General features: G+C 55.4%; 16 protein-coding genes and 3 pseudogenes. 16 read left to right on the forward strand and 3 right to left on the reverse strand.

The window, feature by feature from the left end; translation table 11 throughout:
- Positions 1–12 precede the first annotated feature (12 nt).
- Positions 13–423, forward strand: a complete 411-nt coding sequence (locus tag AC4ANE_RS25745; RefSeq protein WP_002555700.1) for a DUF1090 domain-containing protein — start codon at positions 13–15, stop codon at positions 421–423.
- 47 nt (positions 424–470) lie between these two features.
- On the opposite strand, the gene AC4ANE_RS25750 is transcribed toward AC4ANE_RS25745, so the two are convergent.
- The 3 genes from AC4ANE_RS25750 to AC4ANE_RS25760 form a co-directional block, all read right to left on the reverse strand.
- The gene (locus AC4ANE_RS25750; protein WP_002555701.1) at positions 471–872 is read right to left on the reverse strand and encodes an MAPEG family protein; all 402 of its coding nucleotides are present in this window, start codon (positions 870–872) and stop codon (positions 471–473) included.
- A 114-nt stretch (positions 873–986) separates the two neighbouring features.
- On the reverse strand, positions 987–2,378 hold the full coding sequence (locus tag AC4ANE_RS25755; protein WP_044423944.1) for a heavy metal sensor histidine kinase: 1,392 nt from the start codon (positions 2,376–2,378) through the stop codon (positions 987–989).
- The gene (locus tag AC4ANE_RS25760; protein ID WP_002555704.1) at positions 2,375–3,049 is read right to left on the reverse strand and encodes a heavy metal response regulator transcription factor; all 675 of its coding nucleotides are present in this window, start codon (positions 3,047–3,049) and stop codon (positions 2,375–2,377) included. Before AC4ANE_RS25760 ends, AC4ANE_RS25755 begins: the two co-directional genes overlap by 4 nt.
- Before the next feature lie 266 nt (positions 3,050–3,315).
- On the opposite strand from AC4ANE_RS25760, the gene AC4ANE_RS25765 reads away from it, so the two are divergent.
- From AC4ANE_RS25765 to AC4ANE_RS25835, 15 genes and pseudogenes are all read left to right on the forward strand, one after another.
- The gene (locus tag AC4ANE_RS25765; protein WP_002555705.1) at positions 3,316–4,542 is read left to right on the forward strand and encodes a TolC family protein; all 1,227 of its coding nucleotides are present in this window, start codon (positions 3,316–3,318) and stop codon (positions 4,540–4,542) included.
- 67 nt (positions 4,543–4,609) lie between these two features.
- Positions 4,610–5,863, forward strand: coding sequence for an efflux RND transporter periplasmic adaptor subunit (locus AC4ANE_RS25770; protein WP_002555706.1), 1,254 nt, complete (start codon positions 4,610–4,612; stop codon positions 5,861–5,863).
- A gap of 24 nt (positions 5,864–5,887) precedes the next feature.
- On the forward strand, positions 5,888–9,052 hold the full coding sequence (locus AC4ANE_RS25775) for a CusA/CzcA family heavy metal efflux RND transporter (protein WP_460408602.1): 3,165 nt from the start codon (positions 5,888–5,890) through the stop codon (positions 9,050–9,052).
- Between the two features lie 280 nt (positions 9,053–9,332).
- Complete coding sequence (locus AC4ANE_RS25780) at positions 9,333–9,920, forward strand: hypothetical protein (protein ID WP_002555708.1); 588 nt, start codon at positions 9,333–9,335, stop codon at positions 9,918–9,920.
- A 111-nt stretch (positions 9,921–10,031) separates the two neighbouring features.
- Entirely contained in the window at positions 10,032–14,258 is a 4,227-nt protein-coding gene (locus AC4ANE_RS25785) for an RHS repeat-associated core domain-containing protein (RefSeq protein WP_031597051.1), read from the forward strand.
- Between the two features lies 1 nt (position 14,259).
- The gene (locus AC4ANE_RS25790) at positions 14,260–14,691 is read left to right on the forward strand and encodes an NTF2 fold immunity protein (RefSeq protein WP_010196009.1); all 432 of its coding nucleotides are present in this window, start codon (positions 14,260–14,262) and stop codon (positions 14,689–14,691) included.
- Positions 14,692–14,884: 193 nt separating this feature from the next.
- A pseudogene (locus tag AC4ANE_RS25795) lies at positions 14,885–15,527 on the forward strand (RHS repeat-associated core domain-containing protein); the annotation flags it as partial.
- A gap of 8 nt (positions 15,528–15,535) precedes the next feature.
- Entirely contained in the window at positions 15,536–15,955 is a 420-nt protein-coding gene (locus AC4ANE_RS25800; RefSeq protein WP_054082432.1) for an NTF2 fold immunity protein, read from the forward strand.
- A 109-nt stretch (positions 15,956–16,064) separates the two neighbouring features.
- Positions 16,065–17,749 (forward strand): annotated as a pseudogene (locus tag AC4ANE_RS25805) (RHS repeat-associated core domain-containing protein); the annotation flags it as partial.
- Positions 17,727–18,179 carry an NTF2 fold immunity protein gene (locus AC4ANE_RS25810; RefSeq protein WP_080718958.1) on the forward strand — a complete coding sequence of 151 codons (453 nt, stop codon included), beginning with the start codon at positions 17,727–17,729 and terminating at the stop codon, positions 18,177–18,179. The pseudogene AC4ANE_RS25805 and the gene AC4ANE_RS25810, both read left to right, overlap by 23 nt.
- Positions 18,180–18,311: 132 nt before the next feature.
- Positions 18,312–19,650, forward strand: a pseudogene (locus tag AC4ANE_RS25815) (RHS repeat domain-containing protein); the annotation flags it as partial.
- Positions 19,651–19,858: 208 nt separating this feature from the next.
- Positions 19,859–20,104 carry a hypothetical protein gene (locus AC4ANE_RS25820; RefSeq protein ID WP_080392311.1) on the forward strand — a complete coding sequence of 82 codons (246 nt, stop codon included), beginning with the start codon at positions 19,859–19,861 and terminating at the stop codon, positions 20,102–20,104.
- A 219-nt stretch (positions 20,105–20,323) separates the two neighbouring features.
- Positions 20,324–20,587, forward strand: a complete 264-nt coding sequence (locus AC4ANE_RS25825) for a hypothetical protein (RefSeq protein ID WP_057431362.1) — start codon at positions 20,324–20,326, stop codon at positions 20,585–20,587.
- Between the two features lie 85 nt (positions 20,588–20,672).
- Positions 20,673–21,062, forward strand: coding sequence for a hypothetical protein (locus AC4ANE_RS25830; protein ID WP_169790068.1), 390 nt, complete (start codon positions 20,673–20,675; stop codon positions 21,060–21,062).
- 87 nt (positions 21,063–21,149) lie between these two features.
- Positions 21,150–22,409 (forward strand): IS256-like element ISPsy17 family transposase, encoded by a 1,260-nt coding sequence (locus tag AC4ANE_RS25835; RefSeq protein WP_460408603.1) that lies wholly within the window; start codon positions 21,150–21,152, stop codon positions 22,407–22,409.
- The last annotated feature ends 185 nt before the right edge of the window (positions 22,410–22,594 follow it).

Genomic DNA, 22,594 nt, shown 5'->3' on the forward strand with positions numbered 1-22,594 from the left:
AACGGAGTTCATATGCAGTTTTTATCACCACTGATCCTTTTCACCAGTTGCACGCTACTGGCTACAACGCTGCTGGCAGATGAGCAGGCACCCGCACCTTCCGAGTGCCAGATCAAAAGCCAGGAAATCAGCAGCAAGATTCAGGACGCCAAGACCGAAGGTAACAAGGCCGAGCAGGCCGGGCTTGAGAAGGCCCTCGCCGAGGTCAATGCCAACTGCACCGAAACCTCATTGATCAAGCAGAGAAAGCAAAAGGTGCTGGACGCCAAGCAGGAAGTCAGCCGCCGCCAGACCGACTTGAACAAGGCCATGGACAAAGGTGATCCGGAGAAGATCAACAAGCGCAAGGACAAGCTGGCCGAGTCGCGCAAAGAGTTGCAGGAAGCCCAGACCGACCTTGAGAAAGTCCAGCCTGACGATTGATCAAGGTTGCGGCGCTGCGGATTATCGGCAGCGCCGCAACCTGGCTGTCAGGATACGGCCGGGAAAGCCGACACGCCGAACAGCGCGACGATGAGCCCCATGCCCACCAGCCAGACTATCGAACGCAGTGCGGCGAGGTCAGCCAGATAGAAGATGATGTACAACAGACGACTGGTGATGAACAGCACCGCCAGCACATCAATGGTCACCAGCTGCGCATTGCCGGCAATGTGCGCGATGATGACCGCTGCGGCAAACGCCGGTGTCGCTTCATAGCTGTTGAGCTGGGCAGCATGCGCACGGCGCGGGAAACCCTCCAGCTTGTCGAGAAAGGCGCGCGGGTCATGATTGTGTCCGCTGCCGAATTTGCCGCTGCCGAACTTGGCGATACCGGCACACATAATCGGCAGCAGGATCGCGACCAGCACGCACCAGAAAGCAACTGTCATACGTCCATCCTTATAGGTTCAGCTTCATCTGAAGCATCCGGGCACTACCCGCTCACAAGCTATGAGCCGGGGGGCAGCGAAAGGTTCTTGAAGAACGACCAGCAACCTGACGCATTACACCAGTTTAGGAAAGATCAGGCTGAACGTCGTGAAGTGTCCGGGCTCGCTCTCGACCGTCACCTGCCCTTCATGCAGGCTCATGATGGAACGCACAATCGCCAGCCCAAGCCCCGTCCCGCCCTGCTGTCGCGCGCGGCTGACATGAACCCGATAGAAGCGATCGAACAGCCGCGACAGGTGTTCGGCATCGATCCCCTCGCCCGCATTGCGCACCGCCAGTGACACTTCATCTGCATGCGTGGCAAGGGTGATGGTAATGACACTGCCGGACAGACCGTGGCGAATAGCGTTGGACAGCAGGTTCGAAATCGCTCGCTGAATCATCAGCCGCTCGCCTGTTGCCTTCGCGTTACCCTGAACCTGCAAGGTGATGTCGCGCTCTTCCGCCGAAGATGAAAACAGCTCGGCGACCTTATCGGCTTCTTCGCGCAGGTCGATGACCTCAACCGGCAACGGCGCGGCAGGCTGGCTGACACTGGCCAGAAACAGCATCTGGCTGATCATGCGCGACATGCGCTCCAGCTCCTCGGTACACGATTCCAGCGCCTGCTTGTACTCTACCGAAGGGCGCGGCCTGGACAGCGTGACCTGCGCCTTGCCCATCAGGTTGTTCATGGGCGAGCGCAACTCATGCGCGAGGTCGTCCGAGAACTGCGCCAGTTGCTGCACATCGCCGTCCAGCCGGTGCAGCATGAAATTGACCGCATGCGCCAGGTCGCGCAACTCATCAGGCAGGCCCTTCACTTTCATGCGATGAGACAGATCGCGAGCCGAGATCAGCGCCGTTACTTTTCTGAAAGCGCCCAACGGCCTGAGACCACGACGCACTACCCACCAGGCACCGAAGCCGACCAGCAGCAAGATCAGCGGCAGTATCAGGAAAGTCGATTTCAAATAAGCGTGCAGCAGCGTGCTGTCACTTTCCCGATCCATCGACAGCCTGACGAGAATATCCTGCCCTGTCTTGAGGTGTATTTCCCTGTAACCCATCAGAATCTTGTGGCCGTGTACCGACTGCAACTCCTGAAAGCCTTGAGGTATGTGATCTGCCTCGGGGACAGGCAGGTTCCGGCCTTCCTCGTTACCGACCATCATCAATTGCTGCCGAGGATTGCCCGCGTCGAGCACCATCAACGAATAGCTGTCGTGTCCGATGATCTGGTCACGCAGGGTATGAGGGTATTGAACAATGTCTTCGATGCCGAGAAAGCCCTCGCTCATGCTGTGTTCAATCTGCGCGAACTTCTCGTTCAGGCTGTCTTCGGCGCGCAGATCGAGCTGACGGGAAATATCCGCATAAGCGAGCATTTCCATTACCAGCACCAGGCACGCAATCAGCGCAGTAACGGTCAGCCCCAGGCGCGTCGACAGACGCGTCGGTTTCATTCACGCACTTCCAGCACATAGCCCACGCCGCGCAACGTGTGGATCAGCTTGGTCTCGAAAGGATCGTCGATCTTCGCGCGCAGGCGACGGATCGACACTTCCACCACATTGGTGTCGCAATCGAAGTTCATGTCCCAGACCAGAGAAATGATCTGGGTACGCGACATGACTTCCCCGCTGTGACGCATCAGCAGGTGCAGGAGCGCGAACTCCTTGGTGGTCAGGTCGATGCGCTGGCTGCCGCGAAACGCCCGGTGCCGCCCTTGATCAAGCTCCAGATCGCCAACCTGCAACACCTTGGAGGTGGTGGTCTGCTCGCTGCGCCGCATCAACGTGCGGACCCTTGCCAATAGCTCGGGAAACTCGAACGGCTTGACCAGATAGTCATCCGCGCCCAATTCCAGACCCTTGACCTTCTCTTCCAGGCGCCCTCGTGCAGTGAGCATCATGACGCGCGTACTGACCGTCTTCCTCAGGCGACTCAACACCTCCCAGCCGTCCATTTCCGGCAGGTTCACATCCAGTATCACCACATCGTAAGCCTGATGCTGCGCGAGATAGAGGCCATCGAGCCCGGTTGCAGCGATATCGACGATATAGCCACTTTCGGTCAGACCCTGATGCATGTACTCGGCAGTTTTCGGCTCGTCCTCTACGACAAGGATTCGCATAACCAGGCTTCCTGTTTGATGAACGGATGATGACGATGCCGTGCAGTGTACTGAAAAGAAACGCTTATCTTGCTGGATAACAAAATCGTAATTTTCCAGCAATCCCTCTGATAGCTCCGGTTACATAAAGTCCCCACAGCCAACTTCAGCGCCAAGGTGCCTGTTTGTTTTTTGTTTTGATGGGGTGCTTCATGGACAGGGTAATTCATGCGACTGAAGAACAACGTACGCACTCCGCGTACCGGTCTGGTAACAGGGTGCCCGGCATGAAAGTCGCCGCACTTTGTCTACTGCTGTTGCCATTTGCTGCTCCCGGCATCGCAGCAGCCCAGGGCATCAGCCTGGCTCAGGCGCTGGACGCAGCCTTCGCCCGCAACCCGGAACTCGCCGCCGCGCAATGGGAGATCGGCGTTGCCGAAGGTGATCGCCAGCAGGCCGGGCTGATCCCCAACCCGGTGGTGTCGTGGGAGGTTGAAGACACACGCCGCGAGACCAGCACCACCACCGTGATGCTCAGCCAGGCACTGGAACTGGGCGGCAAGCGCGGAGCACGCATCGAAGCCGCCAGCAAGGGCCAGGACGCCGCCCGGCTGGAGCTGGAGCGACGCGGCAACGAACTGCGGGCCGAAGTGGTTCAGGCGTTCTACGCAGCGGCGCGGGCGCAGGCAGGTCTGGACCTGGCGCGCCAGTCCAGAATACTGGCCGAGCGCGGCCTGCAGGTTGCCGAAGGGCGTGTTCGGGCGGGCAAGGTGTCACCGGTGGAGGCCACGCGCGCTCAGGTGCAACTGGCTGAAACCGACCTGCTGGTAAGGCGCGCCGAGACCCTGAAGATCAACAGCAACCGTGAACTGGCGCGCACCACAGGTTCGCCGGTCGCCTCTTTTGAGCGTCTGGAATACACCGATCTGTCGCCGGGCAAGCTGCCACCGAGCGCAAAGCTACTGACCGCCATCAACCAGTCTGCCGAGCTACGCCTCGCTCAGGCGCAGATAGAACAGCGCGAAGCCGCGCTGGGTTCAGAACGCGCCAAGCGCATCCCTGACCTGACCGTCAGCGTCGGCAGCCAGTACAGCCGCGAAGAGCGCGAACGGGTCAACGTCGTGGGTCTGTCGATGCCGCTACCGTTATTCGACCGGAATCAGGGCAACGTACTTGCAGCATCACGCCGGGCCGACCAGTCACGCGACCTGCGCAATGCTGTTGAGCTCAAGCTGCGCACCCAGACCCAGTCCGCACTCGATCAGTGGAGTACTGCCGCGCAGGAAGTCGAGTCCTTCAATCAGGTCATCCTGCCCGCCGCGCAGCGCGCCGTCGACACCGCAACGCGCGGTTTCGAAATGGGCAAGTTCGGTTTTCTGGAAGTGCTGGATGCGCAACGAACGCTGATTTCAGCGCGCAGCCAGTACCTGGAATCGCTGGCGACTGCCACCGAAGCCCGAGTGGCTGTCGAGCGAATTCACGGTGATCTCAACCGGTTCAGCCTCAACCCCTGACTGTCTTTGTCCGCCTATATCGAGCGTATCGCAAGGTGCCGCAAGCGCCTGATCGCCGGGAGCCTTTATGAACAACAAACGAAGCATTGCCATCACGCTGGCGGTGGTGGCCATCATTGGTCTGGGCAGTCTGACGCTGAACCCGCAGATGCTGCCATTCGCAACTGGAACAGAGCCATCAGGCGAGAAACACGACCATGACGCCGAACCAGGTCATGCCGAGGAGCAAGGCCACTCCGACGAGCAGAAAACACCAGGCGCCGTAGCGTCAGAATCTTCCCATGAAGAGGAAGAAGGACACATCGAACTGAGCGCCGAGCAGATCAAGACTGCCGGCATCGAGCTGGCAAGCGCAGAACCTCGACAGATGAGCACCACTGTGACCTTCCCCGGCGAAATCCGCTTCGATGAGGACCGCACCGCGCATGTCGTGCCTCGGGTCAGCGGTGTGGTCGAATCAGTGAAGGTCGATCTGGGTCAAGCCGTGAAAAAGGGTCAGGTGCTGGCAGTGATTGCCAGCCAGCAGATCTCCGATCAACGCAGCGAACTGAACGCCGCACAACGCCGCCAGGAACTGGCCCGCCTGACGTTACAGCGCGAGAAAAAACTCTGGGAAGACAAGATTTCCGCCGAGCAGGACTACTTGCAAGCGCGCCAGGAGTTTCAGGAGGCCGACATCAACCTGGCCAACGCCCGGCAGAAGATCAGCGCCATCGGTGCCAGCCTGAACCCATCCGCAGGCAATCGCTACGAATTGATCGCGCCATTTGACGCCATGGTCGTGGAGAAACACCTCGGCATCGGCGAGATGGTCAGCGAAGCGAGCAATGCCTTCACGCTGTCCGACCTGTCGCGTGTCTGGGCCACCTTCGGCGTAGCGCCCAAGGACCTGGACAAGGTGGTGGTCGGTCGTCCGGTCATCGTCAGCGCGCCCGATCTGAATGCGCGGGTCGAAGGAAAGATTGGTTACGTCGGCAGCCTGCTGGGCGAGCAGACTCGCGCTGCCGCCGTGCGCGTGACCCTTGCCAACCCGCAGGGTGCCTGGCGTCCCGGCCTGTTCGTGTCGGTGGAAGTCGCCGCCGAGCAGACCAGCGTGGCGGTCAGCATTCCCGAGTCGGCGATTCAGTCGATTGAGGACAAACCCTCGGTCTTCGTACGCAACGCTGAAGGTTTTCAACTGACACCGGTAACGCTGGGTCGCCGCGATGGCGGCTACGTGGAAATCGTCAAAGGCCTGGCTGGCGGTACACAAGTGGCTGCCGCGGGCAGTTTCATCCTCAAGTCGGAGCTGGGCAAAGGCTCCGCCGAGCACGCCCATTGATCTGCGTCACACGAGTACACCTCCATGTTTGAACGGTTGATTCAATTCGCGATTGAACAGCGCATCGTTGTGATGCTTGCTGTGCTGCTCATGGCTGGGCTGGGCATTGCCAGTTACCAGAAACTGCCTATCGATGCCGTCCCCGACATCACCAACGTACAGGTGCAGATCAACACGTCGGCACCCGGCTTCTCGCCGCTGGAAACCGAACAGCGCATCACGTTCGCCATCGAGACCAACATGGCAGGCCTGCCCGGTCTGCAACAGACGCGCTCGCTGTCGCGCTCGGGCCTGTCTCAGGTCACAGTGATTTTCGAAGACGGCACTGACCTGTTCTTTGCCAGGCAGTTGGTGGGCGAGCGCCTGCAGATTGCCAAGGACCAGTTGCCTGAAGGCGTCGACGCGATGATGGGGCCGATTTCCACCGGCCTCGGCGAGATCTTTCTGTGGACGGTCGAGGCCCGAGAGGGCGCACTGAAAGAAGACGGCACGCCGTACACGCCGACCGACCTGCGGGTGATTCAGGACTGGATCATCAAGCCGCAATTACGCAACGTACCGGGCGTGGCCGAGATCAACACCATCGGCGGTTTTGCCAGGCAGTATCAGATTGCGCCCGATCCGAAGAAGCTGGCGGCCTACAAACTGACACTGAACGATCTGGTGGCTGCGCTTGAGCGCAACAACGCCAATGTCGGCGCAGGTTACATCGAGCGCGGCGGTGAGCAACTGCTGATACGCGCACCGGGCCAGCTCGGCACGGTGGACGATATCGCCAACATCGTCATCGCCAACGTGCAGGGCACGCCCATCAGGATCAGCAGCGTGGCCGAGGTCGGTATCGGCAAGGAAATGCGCTCCGGCGCAGCCACCGAAAACGGCCGTGAAGTGGTGCTTGGTACGGTGTTCATGCTGATCGGTGAAAACAGCCGGACGGTGTCACAGGCCGTAGCCGCCAAACTCGCCGACATCAATCGCACACTGCCCGAAGGCGTCGAGGCGGTAACGGTTTACGACCGCACCAACCTGGTCGAAAAAGCCATCGCAACAGTGAAAAAGAACCTGATCGAAGGCGCGATTCTGGTCATCGTGATTCTGTTCCTGTTTCTGGGCAACATCCGTGCTGCGCTGATCACCGCCATGGTGATTCCGCTGGCCATGCTGTTTACTTTCACCGGCATGTTCACCAACAAGGTCAGCGCCAACCTGATGAGCCTGGGCGCGCTGGACTTCGGCATTATCGTCGACGGCGCGGTGGTGATCGTCGAAAACGCCATTCGCAGGCTGGCGCATGCCCAGAAGAAATACGGCCGCATGCTGACCCGCTCCGAGCGTTTCCACGAGGTCTTCGCCGCCGCCAGAGAAGCCCGTCGACCGCTGATTTTCGGCCAGTTGATCATCATGGTCGTGTACCTGCCGATCTTCGCCCTCACCGGTGTGGAAGGCAAAATGTTCCACCCTATGGCGTTCACTGTGGTCATTGCCCTGCTCGGTGCCATGATCCTCTCGGTGACCTTCGTGCCTGCCGCCATCGCCATATTCGTCACCGGCAAGGTCAAGGAAGAAGAAGGTTTTGTGATGCGCACCGCTCGCCACCGTTACGCGCCGATACTGAGCTGGGTATTGGGGCATCGATCGATAGCGTTCGGTTTGGCCTTGGTGCTGATTGTCTTGTCGGGCTTCACCGCCAGCCGCATGGGCAGCGAGTTCATCCCAAGCTTGAGCGAAGGCGACTTCGCCTTGCAGGCGCTGCGGGTGCCCGGCACCAGCCTGACCCAGTCGGTGGACATGCAGCAGCGTCTGGAAAAAGCCATCATCGACAAGGTCCCGGAAGTGCAGCGCGTATTCGCCCGCACCGGCACCGCCGAGATCGCCGCCGACCCGATGCCGCCCAACATCTCTGACAGCTACGTGATGCTCAAGCCCCAAAGCGAATGGCCTGACCCGGACAAGTCTCGCGAAACGCTGATCGCCGACCTGCAAAAGGCCGCCGCCAGTGTGCCGGGCAGCAACTACGAACTGTCCCAGCCGATCCAGTTGCGCTTCAACGAACTGGTTTCCGGAGTGCGCAGCGACGTTGCAGTGAAGGTCTTCGGCGACGACATGAACGTGCTCAACCAGACCGCAGCAAAAATTGCCGCCACCCTGCAAAAAGTGCCAGGCGCTTCAGAAGTGAAGGTGGAACAGACCACCGGCCTGCCGGTACTGACCATCAACATCGATCGCGACAAAGCCGCGCGTTACGGCCTTAACGTGGCCGATGTGCAGGACGCCATCGCCATTGCGCTGGGCGGTCGTCAGGCGGGAACGTTGTATGAAGGCGATCGCCGCTTCGACCTGGTGGTGCGCCTGTCCGAGCAACTGCGCACCGACGTGAACGGGCTCTCCAGCCTGCTCATTCCGGTGCCTGCGAGTGCCAACACCAACCAGCAGATCAGCTTCATCGCACTGTCCCAGGTCGCCAGCCTTGATCTGGTATTGGGCCCGAACCAGATCAGCCGCGAGAACGGCAAGCGTGTCGTTATCGTCAGCGCCAACGTGCGCGGCCGGGACCTCGGCTCGTTTGTCGAAGAAGCAGGCACCACCATCGACAGCGGCGTGCAGATCCCGGCGGGTTACTGGACCAATTGGGGCGGCCAGTTCGAGCAACTGCAATCGGCCGCCAAACGCCTGCAAATCGTCGTGCCAGTAGCATTGCTGCTGGTGCTGGCGCTGCTGTTCATGATGTTCAATAACCTCAAAGACGGCCTGCTGGTATTCACCGGCATCCCGTTCGCCCTCACCGGCGGCGTCATGGCCCTGTGGCTGCGCGATATTCCCCTGTCGATCTCCGCAGGCGTGGGCTTCATCGCCCTGTCGGGCGTGGCGGTGCTGAACGGTCTGGTGATGATCGCCTTCATCCGCAGCCTGCGCGAAGAAGGCCGCTCGCTGCACGACGCCATCACCGAAGGCGCCCTCACCCGCCTGCGCCCGGTGCTGATGACCGCACTGGTCGCATCCCTGGGCTTCATCCCCATGGCCCTCGCCACCGGCACTGGTGCCGAAGTGCAGCGACCGCTGGCGACGGTGGTGATTGGCGGGATTCTGTCGTCGACCGCGCTGACGTTGTTGGTGTTGCCGGCGTTGTATCAGTGGGCGCATCGGCGGGAGGAGGATGAGGTCGAGGCGTTGAAGCAGGGTTTCAAGTAACCGCCAAAGCTTCAGGAGGCTCGTGATAGAGCATCCTGAAGCTTTCACCTGCCCGCAGTGAACTTTCAGTTAAAGGAAGGTCGAAACACTCGCCATTGAAAGTAGCGTTCGTCCGTAGCTTTTATCCCACAGGATTTTCAGGGCTTTCCTGCTCATCAGTCCGCTCAGAGATATAGTCCGGTCCCGTTAAAGTGCTTATCGTCCAGTTACAAATGGGCCACGCGGCAGTACGTTGCCTGCGTAAGGAGATGTAGCAGTTGATGAACAACGTTCAAGCCGCATGACGCGCACCAGTCTCTACGACCGTATCTCTGAACGCCGACTGGCTGACGAAGCACTGGCGCGCGAGGAAACCGAGCGGGCTGCCGCTCAACAGGCGCTCGACATCATTCAGGCGGCTATCCCTGTCCCACAACCCTTGCTCGACGCACCCTGCAGTTTCAATTTTGGCGGGTTCCGCTTCGGCTTTCCGGAAGGGTTCGGGTGCAGCGCGATCGATGCCACCATTCAAGTCGATGGAGAGCCTGTGGTGGTCTCCATTCAGCGCAGCGATGTACCTGAAGAGGCGAACCTTGCCGGGGCGTTCGCCGAAGCGGTCAAAGCACTGCAGCCGTTGTATGGCAATGTCCGAGTCATCCGCCAGTATGAAACGTTACTGGCAGGGAATGCCGCGCTGGCGCTGGACTTCCATTTTCGCGTGGGCTTCGAAGAACGGCATGGACGCTTGATCGGTTCCATCGTACCGGTCGCCGATCAAAACGAACGCCAGTGGCTGAGCGTGGGCTGCGTAATCGACTCAGAAAAAACCGCGCTGAAAACATGGCTGCTGGACTTCGACGTCATGCTTGAAGGTATGACGGCCCCCTGAGCTCTACTTCATCGCTGACAGGACACGTTTTAATGGACTATCCGTTGCAGAGCATCAGCGTCACGTGGCTGATCGGGCCTCCACTACTCGCGGGCTACAGGAGTAATTGCGATGTTTGAGGCAGCCCGGTTACTGGATGAGATCGAACACACCGGTGCACTGACGGGCTTTTTGCTCGGCGCAGTGGTGGGTATCGCGGCAGTGGCATATGTGTCATTCACCTTCGTCACGTGCGGGTTCGGCGGGATTCTACTGGGACTGGCCGTCGGCCTGGCAGGCAACGCCCTTGCAAGTCTTGGGGAGGCCATAGGCAGCGCCTTCAGCTCTCCAGCGGGGCAGATCGAGTCTGCCTCGCCCAACGTCTTCATCAACGGCCGGCCTGCTGCTTTTGCTATCGAGAGCACCGCCGTGTGCGACAAGCACTCACCCATCGTCAAGGTGGCCGAAGGGTCCAGCAACGTCTTCATCAATGGCCTGCCCGCAGCGCGCAAAGGCGACAAACTGACCTGCGGCGCGAAAATCGGCACCGGCTCGCCCAACGTCTTCATCGGCGGAGGTACCCAACGCTACCTGCCGGTGGATGACGAAGTCTCGGCGATGTACCGCTACACCGTGGACATTCTGTTGATCGTGGCGGGCGGGGCCAAGGCCGTCACCAGTATCGCCAAACTGGGTATGCAGGCGGGCCTGAAAGCTGCTGGCCCTTGCGCACTGCGCTTCATGGGCGGTGTCTTTCTGGGGGACGCGATTTTTCGCTTCGGCGTTGCCCCCCTGGCCGAAAAAGTGCTGGGTGGCCTGCACGGCAACCCGGTCGACACCACCACTGGGCGCAAGCTGTTGATCGATGAGTCCGACTTCGGCCTGCCCGGCCTTATGCCCATCGAATGGACGCGCTTCTATGCCAGCGACCTGACTGTCGACAGCGCACTGGGCAAGGGCTGGGTATTGCCCTGGGAACAAAGCCTGCGCCGAAAAGGCAGCTTTCTGTACCTCAGTGACAATCAAGGCCGCAGCGTGCCGTTCGTGACACTGGACTACAACCAGCGCATCTACAACGCACAGGAACAGCTGTATCTGGTGCGTACCGAAGGCGGTCATTACCTGCTGCAAACGCTGGACAACGTTTTCTATTACTTCGGCGAAGTGCCCGACGACAACCAGCCGGTGCCACTGGAACGTATCGAAAACGCCCTCGGCCATTTTCTGCATTTCGTGCGCAGCGAAGACGGCGTTCTGACCGACATCTGCGCCACTGGCGGGCAACGCGTACACCTGCACTACGACGAAGTGACCAGCCGCCTGAGCACCGTCAAGCGCATCGTCGACGACAAAGCCGTTGAAACACTGGTGCGCTATGGCTACGACAGCAACGGCCAGTTGAACAGTGTATACAACCGCAATGGCGATGCCGTGCGCAACTTCAGCTACACCGACGGGCTGATGACCCGCCACGCCAATGCACTGGGGCTCAGTTGCGAGTACCGCTGGGAAACACTCGACGACAAGCCCCGCGTAGTCGAACACTGGACCAGCGACGGCGAGCACTTTCAGTTCGATTATGATTTCGAGGCGCGCCAGACGCGGGTGACGGATGTATTGGGGCGCCGTGCCGAGGTGACCTGGAACAAGGACCGTCGCGTCGTCGCCAGCACTGATTTCGGTGGTGAGCAGTACCGTATCGCGCTGGACGACACCGGCAATATCAACGGTCTGACGCTGCCCGACGGCAATCAACTGGGCTTCGAATACGATGATCTGTCACGCCTCACGGCAGAGACCGACCCGCTGGGCCGAACCACGCGTTATCAACATCACTACAAGACCACGCTGGTCAAACAGATCACCTACCCTGACGGCGCCGTGTGGAAGGCCCGTTATGATGAGCGAGGCAACCTCGTCGCCGAGATCGACGCACTGGGTCACAAGACCGAATACCTCAACGGCGAGGACGGCTTGCCCCATACCATCGTCGACCCGACGCTCAAGTCCAAATACCTGTGGTGGAACAACCTCGCGCAGGTAGAGCGCTTTCAGGACTGCTCGGGCAAAAGCACGTATTACCGTTATGACGAGCGCCATCAACTGGTCGCCGTTACCGATGCCCTGAACAACACCACCACGCTGGAGCGCAAACCCGGCGGCGAAGTGCTGCGCATCGACCACCCGGACGGCACCCGCGAGAGCTTCACCTACAACGCTCACGGTCAGGTTCTGACACACACTGACGGCAAGGACCAGACCACCCATCTGGCCCGCAACGCACGTGGCCTGCCGACCAGACGTCAGGACCCTAAAGGGCTGATGGTCGCCTACCAGTACGACAAAGCCCTGCGCCTTGCGGCGCTGAACAATGAAAACGACGCCACTTACACGTTCGCCTACGATGACTCCGACCGGCTGATCGAAGAAAAACGCATCGACCAGTTGACCCGCCGTTTCAGCTACAACCTTGGCGGGCATCTGACTCAGGTCGAAGAAACCGGCTACGGCGAAAAAGGCGAACGGCCACAGCGCAGCACGTATTTCGAGCGCGACCCGATTGGTCGACTGCTGGCCAGACTCAACAACGACGCCCGACAGGATTTCGCCTACGACGACAACGACCGCCTACTGTCCATTCAACGCACACCCACTGACGGCGGCAGAAAGCTCGGTGTCAGTGCCGAAAAACTGGAGTTTGCCTACGATATTCTGGGGCGTTTAACGCAGGAGACGTCGCTCCAAGGCGCACTGACCTACGACTACGATCCACTCAGCAACCTGACCACGCTGACCCTTCCTACCGGCCAGCACCTGAACCACCTGTATTACGGCAGCGGTCACCTGCATCAACTGAACCTCGATGGCCAGTTGATCAGCGACATGGAGCGCGACGACCTGCACCGCGAGATCTATCGCACGCAGGGCAAACTCACCAGTTGCTTCGGCTATGACGCTCTGGGGCGCAAGGCCTGGCAGTACGCAACCACCCTGCCCGCGGAAAAACTGTCACAGATCCAGAACCCGCTCATAAAACCAGAGCGCTACGTCGAACACGCCTACAACCCGATCCACCGCCGCTACGAATACGACCCGGCCGGCGAACTGAGCCGCACCCTCGACAAACTGCGTGGCGAAGTCACCTACGAATACGAAGCCAACGGCCGCCTGCTTGAACACAACCCCGAAAAACGCTTCGACGGCGAAGAATTCCGCTACGACGCCGCTGGCAACCGCCTCAACTTCAACACCAGCCGCTTCGACCGCGTCAAAGACAACCGTCTCAAGCAATGGAGCAACCACGAATACAAGTACGACGCATGGGGCAACCTGGTCGAGAAAATCGTCGGCATCGTGCGTTGGCAGACCTTCACCTACGACAGCGAAAACCGCCTGGTCAAAACCGAGACCATGGCCAACAGTCAGGTGGAAAGCACCAGCAGCTATCAGTACGACAGCCTGGGCAGGCGCGTTGGCAAACAGTGGGAGATCAAGGGTAAGACCGACCAGAAACGCTTTCTCTGGCAGGGATTGCGGATGTTGCGTGAAGAAAGTCCTGGGCAGAGCAGCCTGTACCTCTACGAACCCGGCAGTTATGCGCCGCTGGCCCGTGTTGATGAGAAAGAGGGCGAGGTAGAGAACAAGGTCTACTACTTCCACACCGACCAGATCGGTACGCCGCTGGAGATGACCGACGCCGAAGGGCAGATCGTCTGGCAGGCCAAATATCGGCCGTGGGGGGCGATTGAGAAGCTGGTGGTGAACGAGGTCGAGCAGAACCTGAGGTTTCAGGGTCAGTATTTCGATGTGGAGACGGGGCTTCACTACAACACGTTTCGGTATTACGATCCGGAGATTGGACGGTTTATTACGCAGGATCCGATTGGGCTGAGTGGGGGGGATAATCTTTATCTGTATGCGCCTAATCCTTATGGGTGGGTTGATCCGTTAGGCTGGTGCGTCAATGCCAGTGTTACCCGAGGCCCCGCAGGACAGCCTTTGCGAGCAACAGCTACGATTACCAAGGCCGACATCAAAAAAGGCGGAACTGCGACAAACGCGTCGTCCCGGAGTTGGGCGAGAAGTCTTGGCAATCCGGACGACGATGCGGGCCATATAATCGCCAAGCTTCTTGGTGGGTCGGGTGGTAAGGATGGGGTATTTCCGCAGTTAAAAGGGATAAACCGTGGTCAATTTAGAGCTTTTGAATCGACTATCGCCAGCACTGTAAACAAAAGAGGGCCGGTTGACGTCGAGCTTAATTTTATATATGGCAGCGGCGGTACGCGGCCTACATCTATAACCTATGACGTCTATCGTCAAGGTAATAAAATATTAGAAGGTATATTTGAGAATTAACATGAACAATAAAGAATCTTCAAGCCAAGCGCTGGAAACCATTGAAAAGTTCATGAAAGAAATGAACCTTTGGGAAACGGAGTTTTTCAGACTAAGAAAAAAAGAACTAACAGAGGGTAAAGATGATCTATCCTTAAAGAAAGCCTATAGAAGCAAACTAGAAGAAATACTAAAGAAATATGTGATAGAAGACAAAAGTAACTTTGGCAGACTAATAGACTTAGGCTGTACGAACCCACCCACATACGATCCCGAAAGCGATATATTGGAAACAATAGCTAGCGAAAAAAACTCTGCTTCTATAACAGCGCAGCAAACTGCTGGAGCAGAAACCTTATCGAAAATAACACTAAAACTCCAAAATAATGAATGGTTGATAAAGAAAAAGGAGATCTTAAACCATGATGATAAATGGCGGCGCGCCCCATTATAAATCACTCAACCCGAATGCAACTCTTACTAGTATAAAGAGTATTTACAATACTAAAATTATCGGCATCTTTACGCGCTCGCTAGAGTCAATCAACGCGAAGTTGGAGGCGAAGAAAGCCCTTCTATATCACTTCACGATGAGCGATATAGCAAGCCGGCTGAAAATGATCGAAGCATGGTAGCAAATCGTCTGACAGAGAAAATATCGGGCTTGGGAGAATGACAGAAAAGCTTGTGATGAGCCATGTCGAGCAGAACCTGAAGTTTCAGGGGTAGTATTTCGATGTCGAGACAGGGCTTCACTACAACACGTTTCGGTATTACGATCCGGAGATAGGACGGTTTATAACGCAGGATCCGATTGGGCTGAGTGGGGGGGATAATCTTTATCTGTATGCGCCTAATCCTTATGAGTGGGTTGATCCATTAGGCTGGTGCGTCAATGCTAATGTTACCCGAGGCCCCGCAGGACAGCCTCTACGAGCGACGGCTACGATTACCGAAAATGACATTAAAAAAGGCGGAACTGCGACAAACGCGTCGTCCCGGAGCTGGGCGAGAAGCCTTGGCAATCCGGACGACGATGCGGGCCACATAATCGCCAAGCTACTCGGTGGAGCTGGAGGAAAAAATGGTGTTTTCCCTCAACTTCCGGGAATTAACAGGGGGCTTTTTAGAGACTTCGAAAAGGACGTTGCCGAGTATGTACTAAAAAAAGGCCCTGTAGACGTAGATATAAAATTTGTATATGGAAAGTCTTCAACACGCCCGGACCAGATATTGTACAACGTTTCACAAAATGGCAAGCGCATACTATTTAATATATTTGACAATTAGAGGAACCCATGAAAGAAAAACCTAAACCCCTTGATGTGCTAATACAGTTCCTTGGCGACATGAATGAATGGGAAAGTAGTTTTTTTCGCGAAAAATTTTCTTTAATAGAAAAAGGTATTGATGCAAACTCATGTAGTGAAAACTATAAAAAAAAACTTGAAGAAATCTTGCAAAAACACTCAATAAAATCTCCGAAAAGCTGGGCACGATTAGAAGGTTTGGCGTGTGGAGAGCCTACAATGTATGACCCTATAAGAGACAAGGTGAAAACGGACAAAGAAAGCGATCAATCCGCTTCTTTTATCGTTGAACAATCTTCTGGACTTGAGGCATGCTTTAAGTTCACTTTAGTCAACTCGCAATCAGGATGGATGATTAGAAAAAAAGAGGCTCTACGCAGAGAGAAATGGCAAGAATCGACACTTTAATTTTATTCTAACATGGTCAACCTTTTGATATTAAAAGCATAGTCATTATTCTATACATTAAAAATCTATTCCTTAAAAATCAGACAAAAACACTACACTGGAGCGTAAGCCTAGAGAAGGTAGAAAACTCGGTATCACTGCAGAGAAACTGACCGCCTGACACAGGAGACTTCACCCCAGGGCGCATTGACCTACGACTACGATCCACTCAGCAACCTGACCACGCTGACCCTTCCCACCGGCCAGCACCTGAACCACCTGTATTACGGCAGCGGTCACCTGCACCAGTTGAACCTCGACGGCCAGCTGATCAGCGACATGGAACGCGACGACCTGCACCGCGAGATCTATCGCACGCAAGGCAAACTCACCAGTTGCTTCGGCTACGACGCCCTTGGCCGCAAAGCCTGGCAGTACGCAACCACCCTGCCCGCTGAAAAACTCTCACAGATCCAGAACCCGCTCATAAAGCCCGAGCGCTACGTAGAACACGCCTACAACCCGATCCACCGCCGCTACGAATACGACCCGGCCGGAGAACTGAGCCGCACCCTCGACAAACTGCGCGGCGAGGTCACCTACGAATACGAAGCCAACGGCCGTCTGCTTGAGCACAACCCCGAAAAACGCTTCGAAGGCGAAGCCTTTCGCTACGACGCCGCTGGCAACCGCCTGAACTTCAACACCAGCCGCTTCGACCGCGTCAAAGATAACCGCCTCAAACAATGGAACAACCACGAATACAAGTACGACGCGTGGGGCAACCTGGTCGAGAAAATCGTCGGCATCGTCCGCTGGCAAACCTTCACCTACGACAGCGAAAACCGCCTGGTCAAAACCGAGACCATGGCCAACAGTCAAGTGGAGAGCACCAGCAGCTACCAGTACGACAGCCTGGGCAGACGCGTCGCCAAACAGTCGGATATCAAAGGCCAGAGCGACGAGAAACGCTTTCTCTGGCAGGGATTGCGGCTGCTGCGTGAAGAGGGTCCCGAGCACAGCAGCCTGTATCTGTACGAGCCCGGCAGCTATGCGCCTTTGGCCCGTGTTGATGAGAAAGAGGGCGAGGTAGAGAACAAGGTTTACTACTTCCACACCGACCAGATCGGCACACCGCTGGAGATGACCGACGCCGAAGGGCAGATCGTCTGGCAGGCCAAATACCGGCCGTGGGGGATGATTGAGAAGCTGGTGGTGAACGAGGTCGAGCAGAACCTGAGGTTTCAGGGGCAGTATTTCGATGTCGAGACAGGGCTTCACTACAACACGTTTCGGTATTACGATCCTGAGATTGGGCGGTTTATTACGCAGGATCCGATTGGGTTGAGTGGTGGGGATAATCTCTATCTGTATGCGCCTAATCCTTATGGGTGGGTTGATCCGTTAGGCTGGTGCGTTAATGCTACTGTTACCCGAGGCCCCGCAGGACAGCCTTTGCGAGCGACGGCTACAATTACCGAGAATGACATCAAAAAAGGCGGAACAGCCACAAACGCGTCATCACGGAGCTGGGCGAGAAGCCTTGGAAATCAAAACGATGATGCTGGTCATATAATCGCTAAGCTTCTTGGTGGATCGGGTGGTAAGGATGGGGTGTTTCCGCAGTTATCAGAAGTTAATCGAGGGCTGTTCCGAGACTTCGAAAGAGTCATTGCGAACGAAGTGAAAAATAACGGACCAGTTGACATTGAAATTATTTTCAAATATGCAAATGGTGGCACACGGCCTACTAATATTTATTATGATTTTTACCGTAACGGGAAGTTAATCGATGGCACAGAGTTCAAAAACTAAAAGCGAAACAATTCTCAGCGAGGAAATTGTGGAGAAAACATTTCGTGATTTTTCGACTGCATTGTGCAACTGGGAGCTTTGGTTCTACAAACACAAAAGAGCGATGAGAGATGCAGATGATGATTTACCTGACGCGGATGAACGTGCGCATGCTGAATTACTAGCAATTTTTTCTACTCATGTTACTAGGAAAGGCAGAAACTATGACCGATTAGAAAACCTAGTATGCAGCGCACATCCTGAATATGAATTCGAACACAATTCGGTGAAACTAGAGGCACCCTCACAAAAAAAGGCAACTGTTGTATATAAGAAAAAACACGGTCTAGCACAGACATACAGATTGACTTTCTCGATAGCCGATAACGCATGCAAAATACAGAAGCGCGAATTTAAAGATAATGAAAAATGGAGAAGCACTTATATTTAAACTTTAACCTAGTCAACTATTAAAAGTACCAACTAGCGAAAACTTATCCATTGAACGCTTTTTTTGCGCCATGGATATCGAAAGTGTAAATATTGATCCTGGGTATTAAAAACCAGTTCATTAAAAACCGAATCAGACACCACCACGCTGGAGCGCAAGCCCGGCGGCGAAGTGCTGCGCATCGACCACCCGGACGGCACTCGCGAGAGCTTCACCTACAACGCTCACGGTCAGGTCCTGACACACAATGACGGCAAGGACCAGACCACCCATCTGGCCCGCAACGCACGTGGCCTGACGACCAGACGTCAGGCCCCTAAAGGGCTGATAGTCGCCTACCAGTACGACGCCTCGTGACGCTGAGCAATGAAAGCTACGACGCCCTTGGCCGCAAGACCTGGCAGTACGCAACCACCCTGCCCGCTGAAAAACTCTCACAGATCCAGAACCCGCTCATAAAGCCAGAACGCTACGTCGAGCACGCCTACAACCCGCTCCACCGCCGCTACGAATACGACCCGGCCGGCGAACTGAGCCGCACCCTCGACAAACTGCGCGGCGAGGTCACCTACGAATACGAAGCCAACAGCCGCCTGCTTGAACACAACCCCGAAAAACGCTTCGAAGGCGAAGAATTCCGCTACGACGCCGCTGGCAACCGCCTGAACTTCAACACCAACCGCTTCGACCGCGTCAAAGACAACCGTCTCAAGCAATGGAGCAACCACGAATACAAGTACGACGCGTGGGGCAACCTGGTCGAGAAAATCGTCGGCATCGTCCGCTGGCAAACCTTCACCTACGACAGCGAAAACCGCCTGGTCAAAACCGAGACCATGGCCAACAGCCAAGTGGAAAGCACCAGCAGCTATCAATACGACAGTCTGGGGAGGCGCATTGGCAAACAGTGGGAGATCAAGGGGCAGAAAGACCATCGACTATTTCTCTGGCAAGGCCTTCGCTTGCTGCGTGAAGAAAGCCCGGAACAAAGCAGCTTGTATCTGTATGAGCCTGGCAGCTATGCGCCTTTGGCCCGTGTTGATGAGAAAGAGGGCGAGGCAGAGAACAAGGTCTACTACTTCCACACCGATCAGATCGGTACGCCACTGGAGATGACCGACGCCGAAGGGCAGATCGTCTGGCAGGCCAAATATCGGCCGCGGGGGGCGATTGAGAAGCTGGTGGTGAACGAGGTCGAGCAGAACCTGAGGTTTCAGGGGCAGTATTTCGATGTCGAGACGGGGCTTCACTACAACACGTTTCGGTATTACGATCCTGAGATTGGGCGGTTTATTACGCAGGATCCGATTGGGCTGAGTGGGGGGGGGATAATCTCTATCAATATGCACCTAATCCTTATGGGTGGGTTGATCCGTTAGGTCTATGCAATAGATTTTCGGGTGGTGCAAAAAAAATCGGAACGATTACTACCAGAACAACAAAGAACACCACTCGACTAGGTGGTAAGGCTGGTGAGCCGGGAGTGAAAATAACCTATAAAGACGGCACGGAATTCGATATGACCAGTACTCGAGTCAAAGAAACAGAACTTAACCCTTATGTACCTGGAGCAACACGCCCAATACGATATGAGAACCCTCTAGATACTAAAGATATCAAACGAGCTCCTACTCAGCAGGAGTTGGACTGGTTTAACAGCATTAATTGGTAGGTGAAATATGATTGATTCAAAAGTCGGAGAGAGAGTGGTGGTATCTATTCACTCGAAATATGGGCCTTACATTAGAGTATCAACATATGATGACGCAGGCGCATTAGAGGATTTGTTGGACGAGAAATATTTCGTGCTGTATTGGAAATCGACACCCCCTGAGCTGCTCGATGATGGAGGGAATGAATATTATTTTGGGAATGCTGCGGACCCGGTGAAACTACAGTTTATTTTAGACTCAATTATTTTCTGATTTCCAAAAGTGGCGATGTATAGGCAAAATATATCGAGCTGTACGGGTAGAATTTTGCGATATATAAAGATGAGGCCGAATAGCCCGAGTGGATATGTGGTAGAGTATAACGTTGAAAAGGCTATAGTCGTGAATACTTCCGGAAAGTCAACCAGCATTATTAAGGTAAATATTAGAAACTGAATCATGCATACAGCATTCACAAAATGAGATTGCGCTATGACTAATGATTTACTTAATGCCTTTTTGGAGCAGGAGTTTAACGATTCTGTCCGAGAGTTGCTTGCGACTGCTGTGAAGAAGTCTATAAAGCCAGGAGCCCAGCTCGCCATAAGAGGTTTGGAGCTCAACTGTTTCGATATTCTGTTAAACTTTGAGCGTGGAACTGCTACTTTAGGGGATGTCTTATCTTCAGGCACGGATAGTGAACAGGAAATGCCACTGCCGTTTTTTTTGAGGGCTTGTGGCTTAAGTGAGGATTAAGAGATGAAAAAACGGCAGTCAAGTGCTCATTTTAACATCATGAATACCGTATCAAAGCGAGCTCACAGCCCCGATATTAATAATCTTGAAAACCATCACCCAAATGAAAGCTAAAGATATAATAGAAAAAGTCGACTTCAAAACGTACGTTTCTTCGAATCTCTGCGACCCTATCACACGTAAATTAATTAAAAAATCCAAAATATCTGATATTTCATCCTTGCTACCTCCAGAAGTATCTATCTATGATGATCAAAATAAAAACACGTTAAAATTCATTATAGAATTCAGAGCCAGCAACCTGGCAGCCCAAGGGCGCCAACTTAATGGCGCAGACCTATGTGCAGCATCGCTTGAAGCTTCAAAAGATGAGGCATTGCGAAGCTGGGTCCCCTTGGAAATAGAAAATTATCTTGTAATTTTCATAATAAACTCTGAAAGCTTTGAGATTGACGGCTGCATGTCACTAAGATAAAAACCCGAGTTCGACACAACCAAACCCTGTAACAGAGACTGTCAGAAATTTTGTGTTCGGGCATAACATGTAGCTAGAGGTGCATGTATGCCGACCAAAAAGAAGTCCGCCAATGCAACAGCGAGGGAGTTGCCCTCGATTCCCCAAGAGCTGATCGAGCAGTTTGTTAAAGGCCCGATGAGCGCCGAAGCCATTCAAGACGCGTCCATGGCGTTCAAGAAGGCTCTGATCGAGCGTGCGCTAGGCGCCGAGCTGGGTCACCACCTTGGTTGCCCTCAGGGCGCGGAGCGCCCTGAGGAGTCGACCAATCAGCGTAATGGCAAAAGCAGCAAGACGGTTCTGACCGACGACGGGCCGCTTCGCCTGGATATCCCCAGAGACCGCGATGGTAGCTTCGCCCCGATCCTGATTCCCAAGCACGAACGCCGTTTTACAGGCTTCGACGACAAGATAATTGCCATGTACGCCCGGGGCATGACGGTGCGTGAGATCCGCGCTTTTCTGTCTGAGCAGTATGGAACTGACGTGTCCCATGACTTCATCAGCTCAGTCACCGATGCGGTCATGGAAGAGGTGAGCGCTTGGCAGCAACGACCCTTGGAACCGATGTATCCGGTGATCTTCTTCGATGCGTTACGGGTCAAAATCCGGGACGAGGGGTTAGTGTGCAACAAGGCTATTTATCTGGCGCTGGGGGTATTACCTGATGGCACGCGCGACATTGTGGGTATATGGATCGAGAGCACCGAGGGTGCCAAGTTTTGGATGAAGGTGTTCAACGACCTCAAGACTCGTGGCGTTGAAGATGTTCTGATCGCCGTCACGGATGGCCTCAAAGGAATACCGGAGCCGTTGGGGGCGGTTTTTCCTGCCACGACGCTGCAAACCTGCATCGTGCATCTGATCCGCAACAGCTTGGACTATGCCGCTTGGGATAAACGTCGGGCACTGGCCAAAGCACTCAAGCCGATCTACCAGGCGATCAATGCAGATGTGGCTGAGCAAGAGCTTAACGCCTTTGAAGCGGGCCCCTGGGGCAAGCAGTATCCGACTGTGGTTGCTGCATGGCGTCGCGCCTGGGATCGGGTTATACCGTTTTTTGTTTTCCCGGCGGGCATCCGCAAAGTGGTTTACACGACCAATGCCATCGAGAGCATCAATGCCCAGTTACGCAAGATCATCAAGACTCGAGGGCACTTCCCGACCGATGAGGCCGCGACGAAACTGATATGGCTTGGGTTGCGCAACATCACCGCCAACTGGGGTCATGCGGCACACGACTGGAAAGTGGCAATGAATCAATTTGCGATCCTGTACGGAGACCGATTTACCAGACCGAGCTGGTAAAACAAGGGCCTGCCTGACGGCAGGCCCTAACCAGCCCGAACACAAAAAAACTGATACTCCCCTGTAACAAGTTACAAACATCAGAACACCCAAAACCATCAAGAAATCAAACAATTTCAAATGCAAGCATCATCATTTGCAAAACATTAGCCAAGGATAGATGCCGTAATTCCGCTGCACATGCC

The organism is Pseudomonas sp. Pme6b (genome assembly GCF_058129925.1).

Excerpts from the sequence above, each read along its gene's own strand:
- AC4ANE_RS25760 (WP_002555704.1), bottom strand. The coding sequence starts at position 3,049 with ATGCGAATCCTTGTCGTAGAGGACGAGCCGAAAACTGCCGAGTACATG.
- AC4ANE_RS25790 (WP_010196009.1), top strand. The coding sequence starts at position 14,260 with ATGAACAATAAAGAATCTTCAAGCCAAGCGCTGGAAACCATTGAAAAG.
- AC4ANE_RS25825 (WP_057431362.1), top strand. The coding sequence starts at position 20,324 with ATGACTAATGATTTACTTAATGCCTTTTTGGAGCAGGAGTTTAACGAT.
- AC4ANE_RS25810 (WP_080718958.1), top strand. The coding sequence starts at position 17,727 with ATGGCACAGAGTTCAAAAACTAAAAGCGAAACAATTCTCAGCGAGGAA.
- AC4ANE_RS25800 (WP_054082432.1), top strand. The coding sequence starts at position 15,536 with ATGAAAGAAAAACCTAAACCCCTTGATGTGCTAATACAGTTCCTTGGC.
- AC4ANE_RS25780 (WP_002555708.1), top strand. The coding sequence starts at position 9,333 with ATGACGCGCACCAGTCTCTACGACCGTATCTCTGAACGCCGACTGGCT.
- AC4ANE_RS25750 (WP_002555701.1), bottom strand. The coding sequence starts at position 872 with ATGACAGTTGCTTTCTGGTGCGTGCTGGTCGCGATCCTGCTGCCGATT.
- AC4ANE_RS25755 (WP_044423944.1), bottom strand. The coding sequence starts at position 2,378 with ATGAAACCGACGCGTCTGTCGACGCGCCTGGGGCTGACCGTTACTGCG.
- AC4ANE_RS25820 (WP_080392311.1), top strand. The coding sequence starts at position 19,859 with ATGATTGATTCAAAAGTCGGAGAGAGAGTGGTGGTATCTATTCACTCG.
- AC4ANE_RS25765 (WP_002555705.1), top strand. The coding sequence starts at position 3,316 with ATGAAAGTCGCCGCACTTTGTCTACTGCTGTTGCCATTTGCTGCTCCC.
- AC4ANE_RS25835 (WP_460408603.1), top strand. The coding sequence starts at position 21,150 with ATGCCGACCAAAAAGAAGTCCGCCAATGCAACAGCGAGGGAGTTGCCC.
- AC4ANE_RS25785 (WP_031597051.1), top strand. The coding sequence starts at position 10,032 with ATGTTTGAGGCAGCCCGGTTACTGGATGAGATCGAACACACCGGTGCA.
- AC4ANE_RS25775 (WP_460408602.1), top strand. The coding sequence starts at position 5,888 with ATGTTTGAACGGTTGATTCAATTCGCGATTGAACAGCGCATCGTTGTG.
- AC4ANE_RS25770 (WP_002555706.1), top strand. The coding sequence starts at position 4,610 with ATGAACAACAAACGAAGCATTGCCATCACGCTGGCGGTGGTGGCCATC.
- AC4ANE_RS25745 (WP_002555700.1), top strand. The coding sequence starts at position 13 with ATGCAGTTTTTATCACCACTGATCCTTTTCACCAGTTGCACGCTACTG.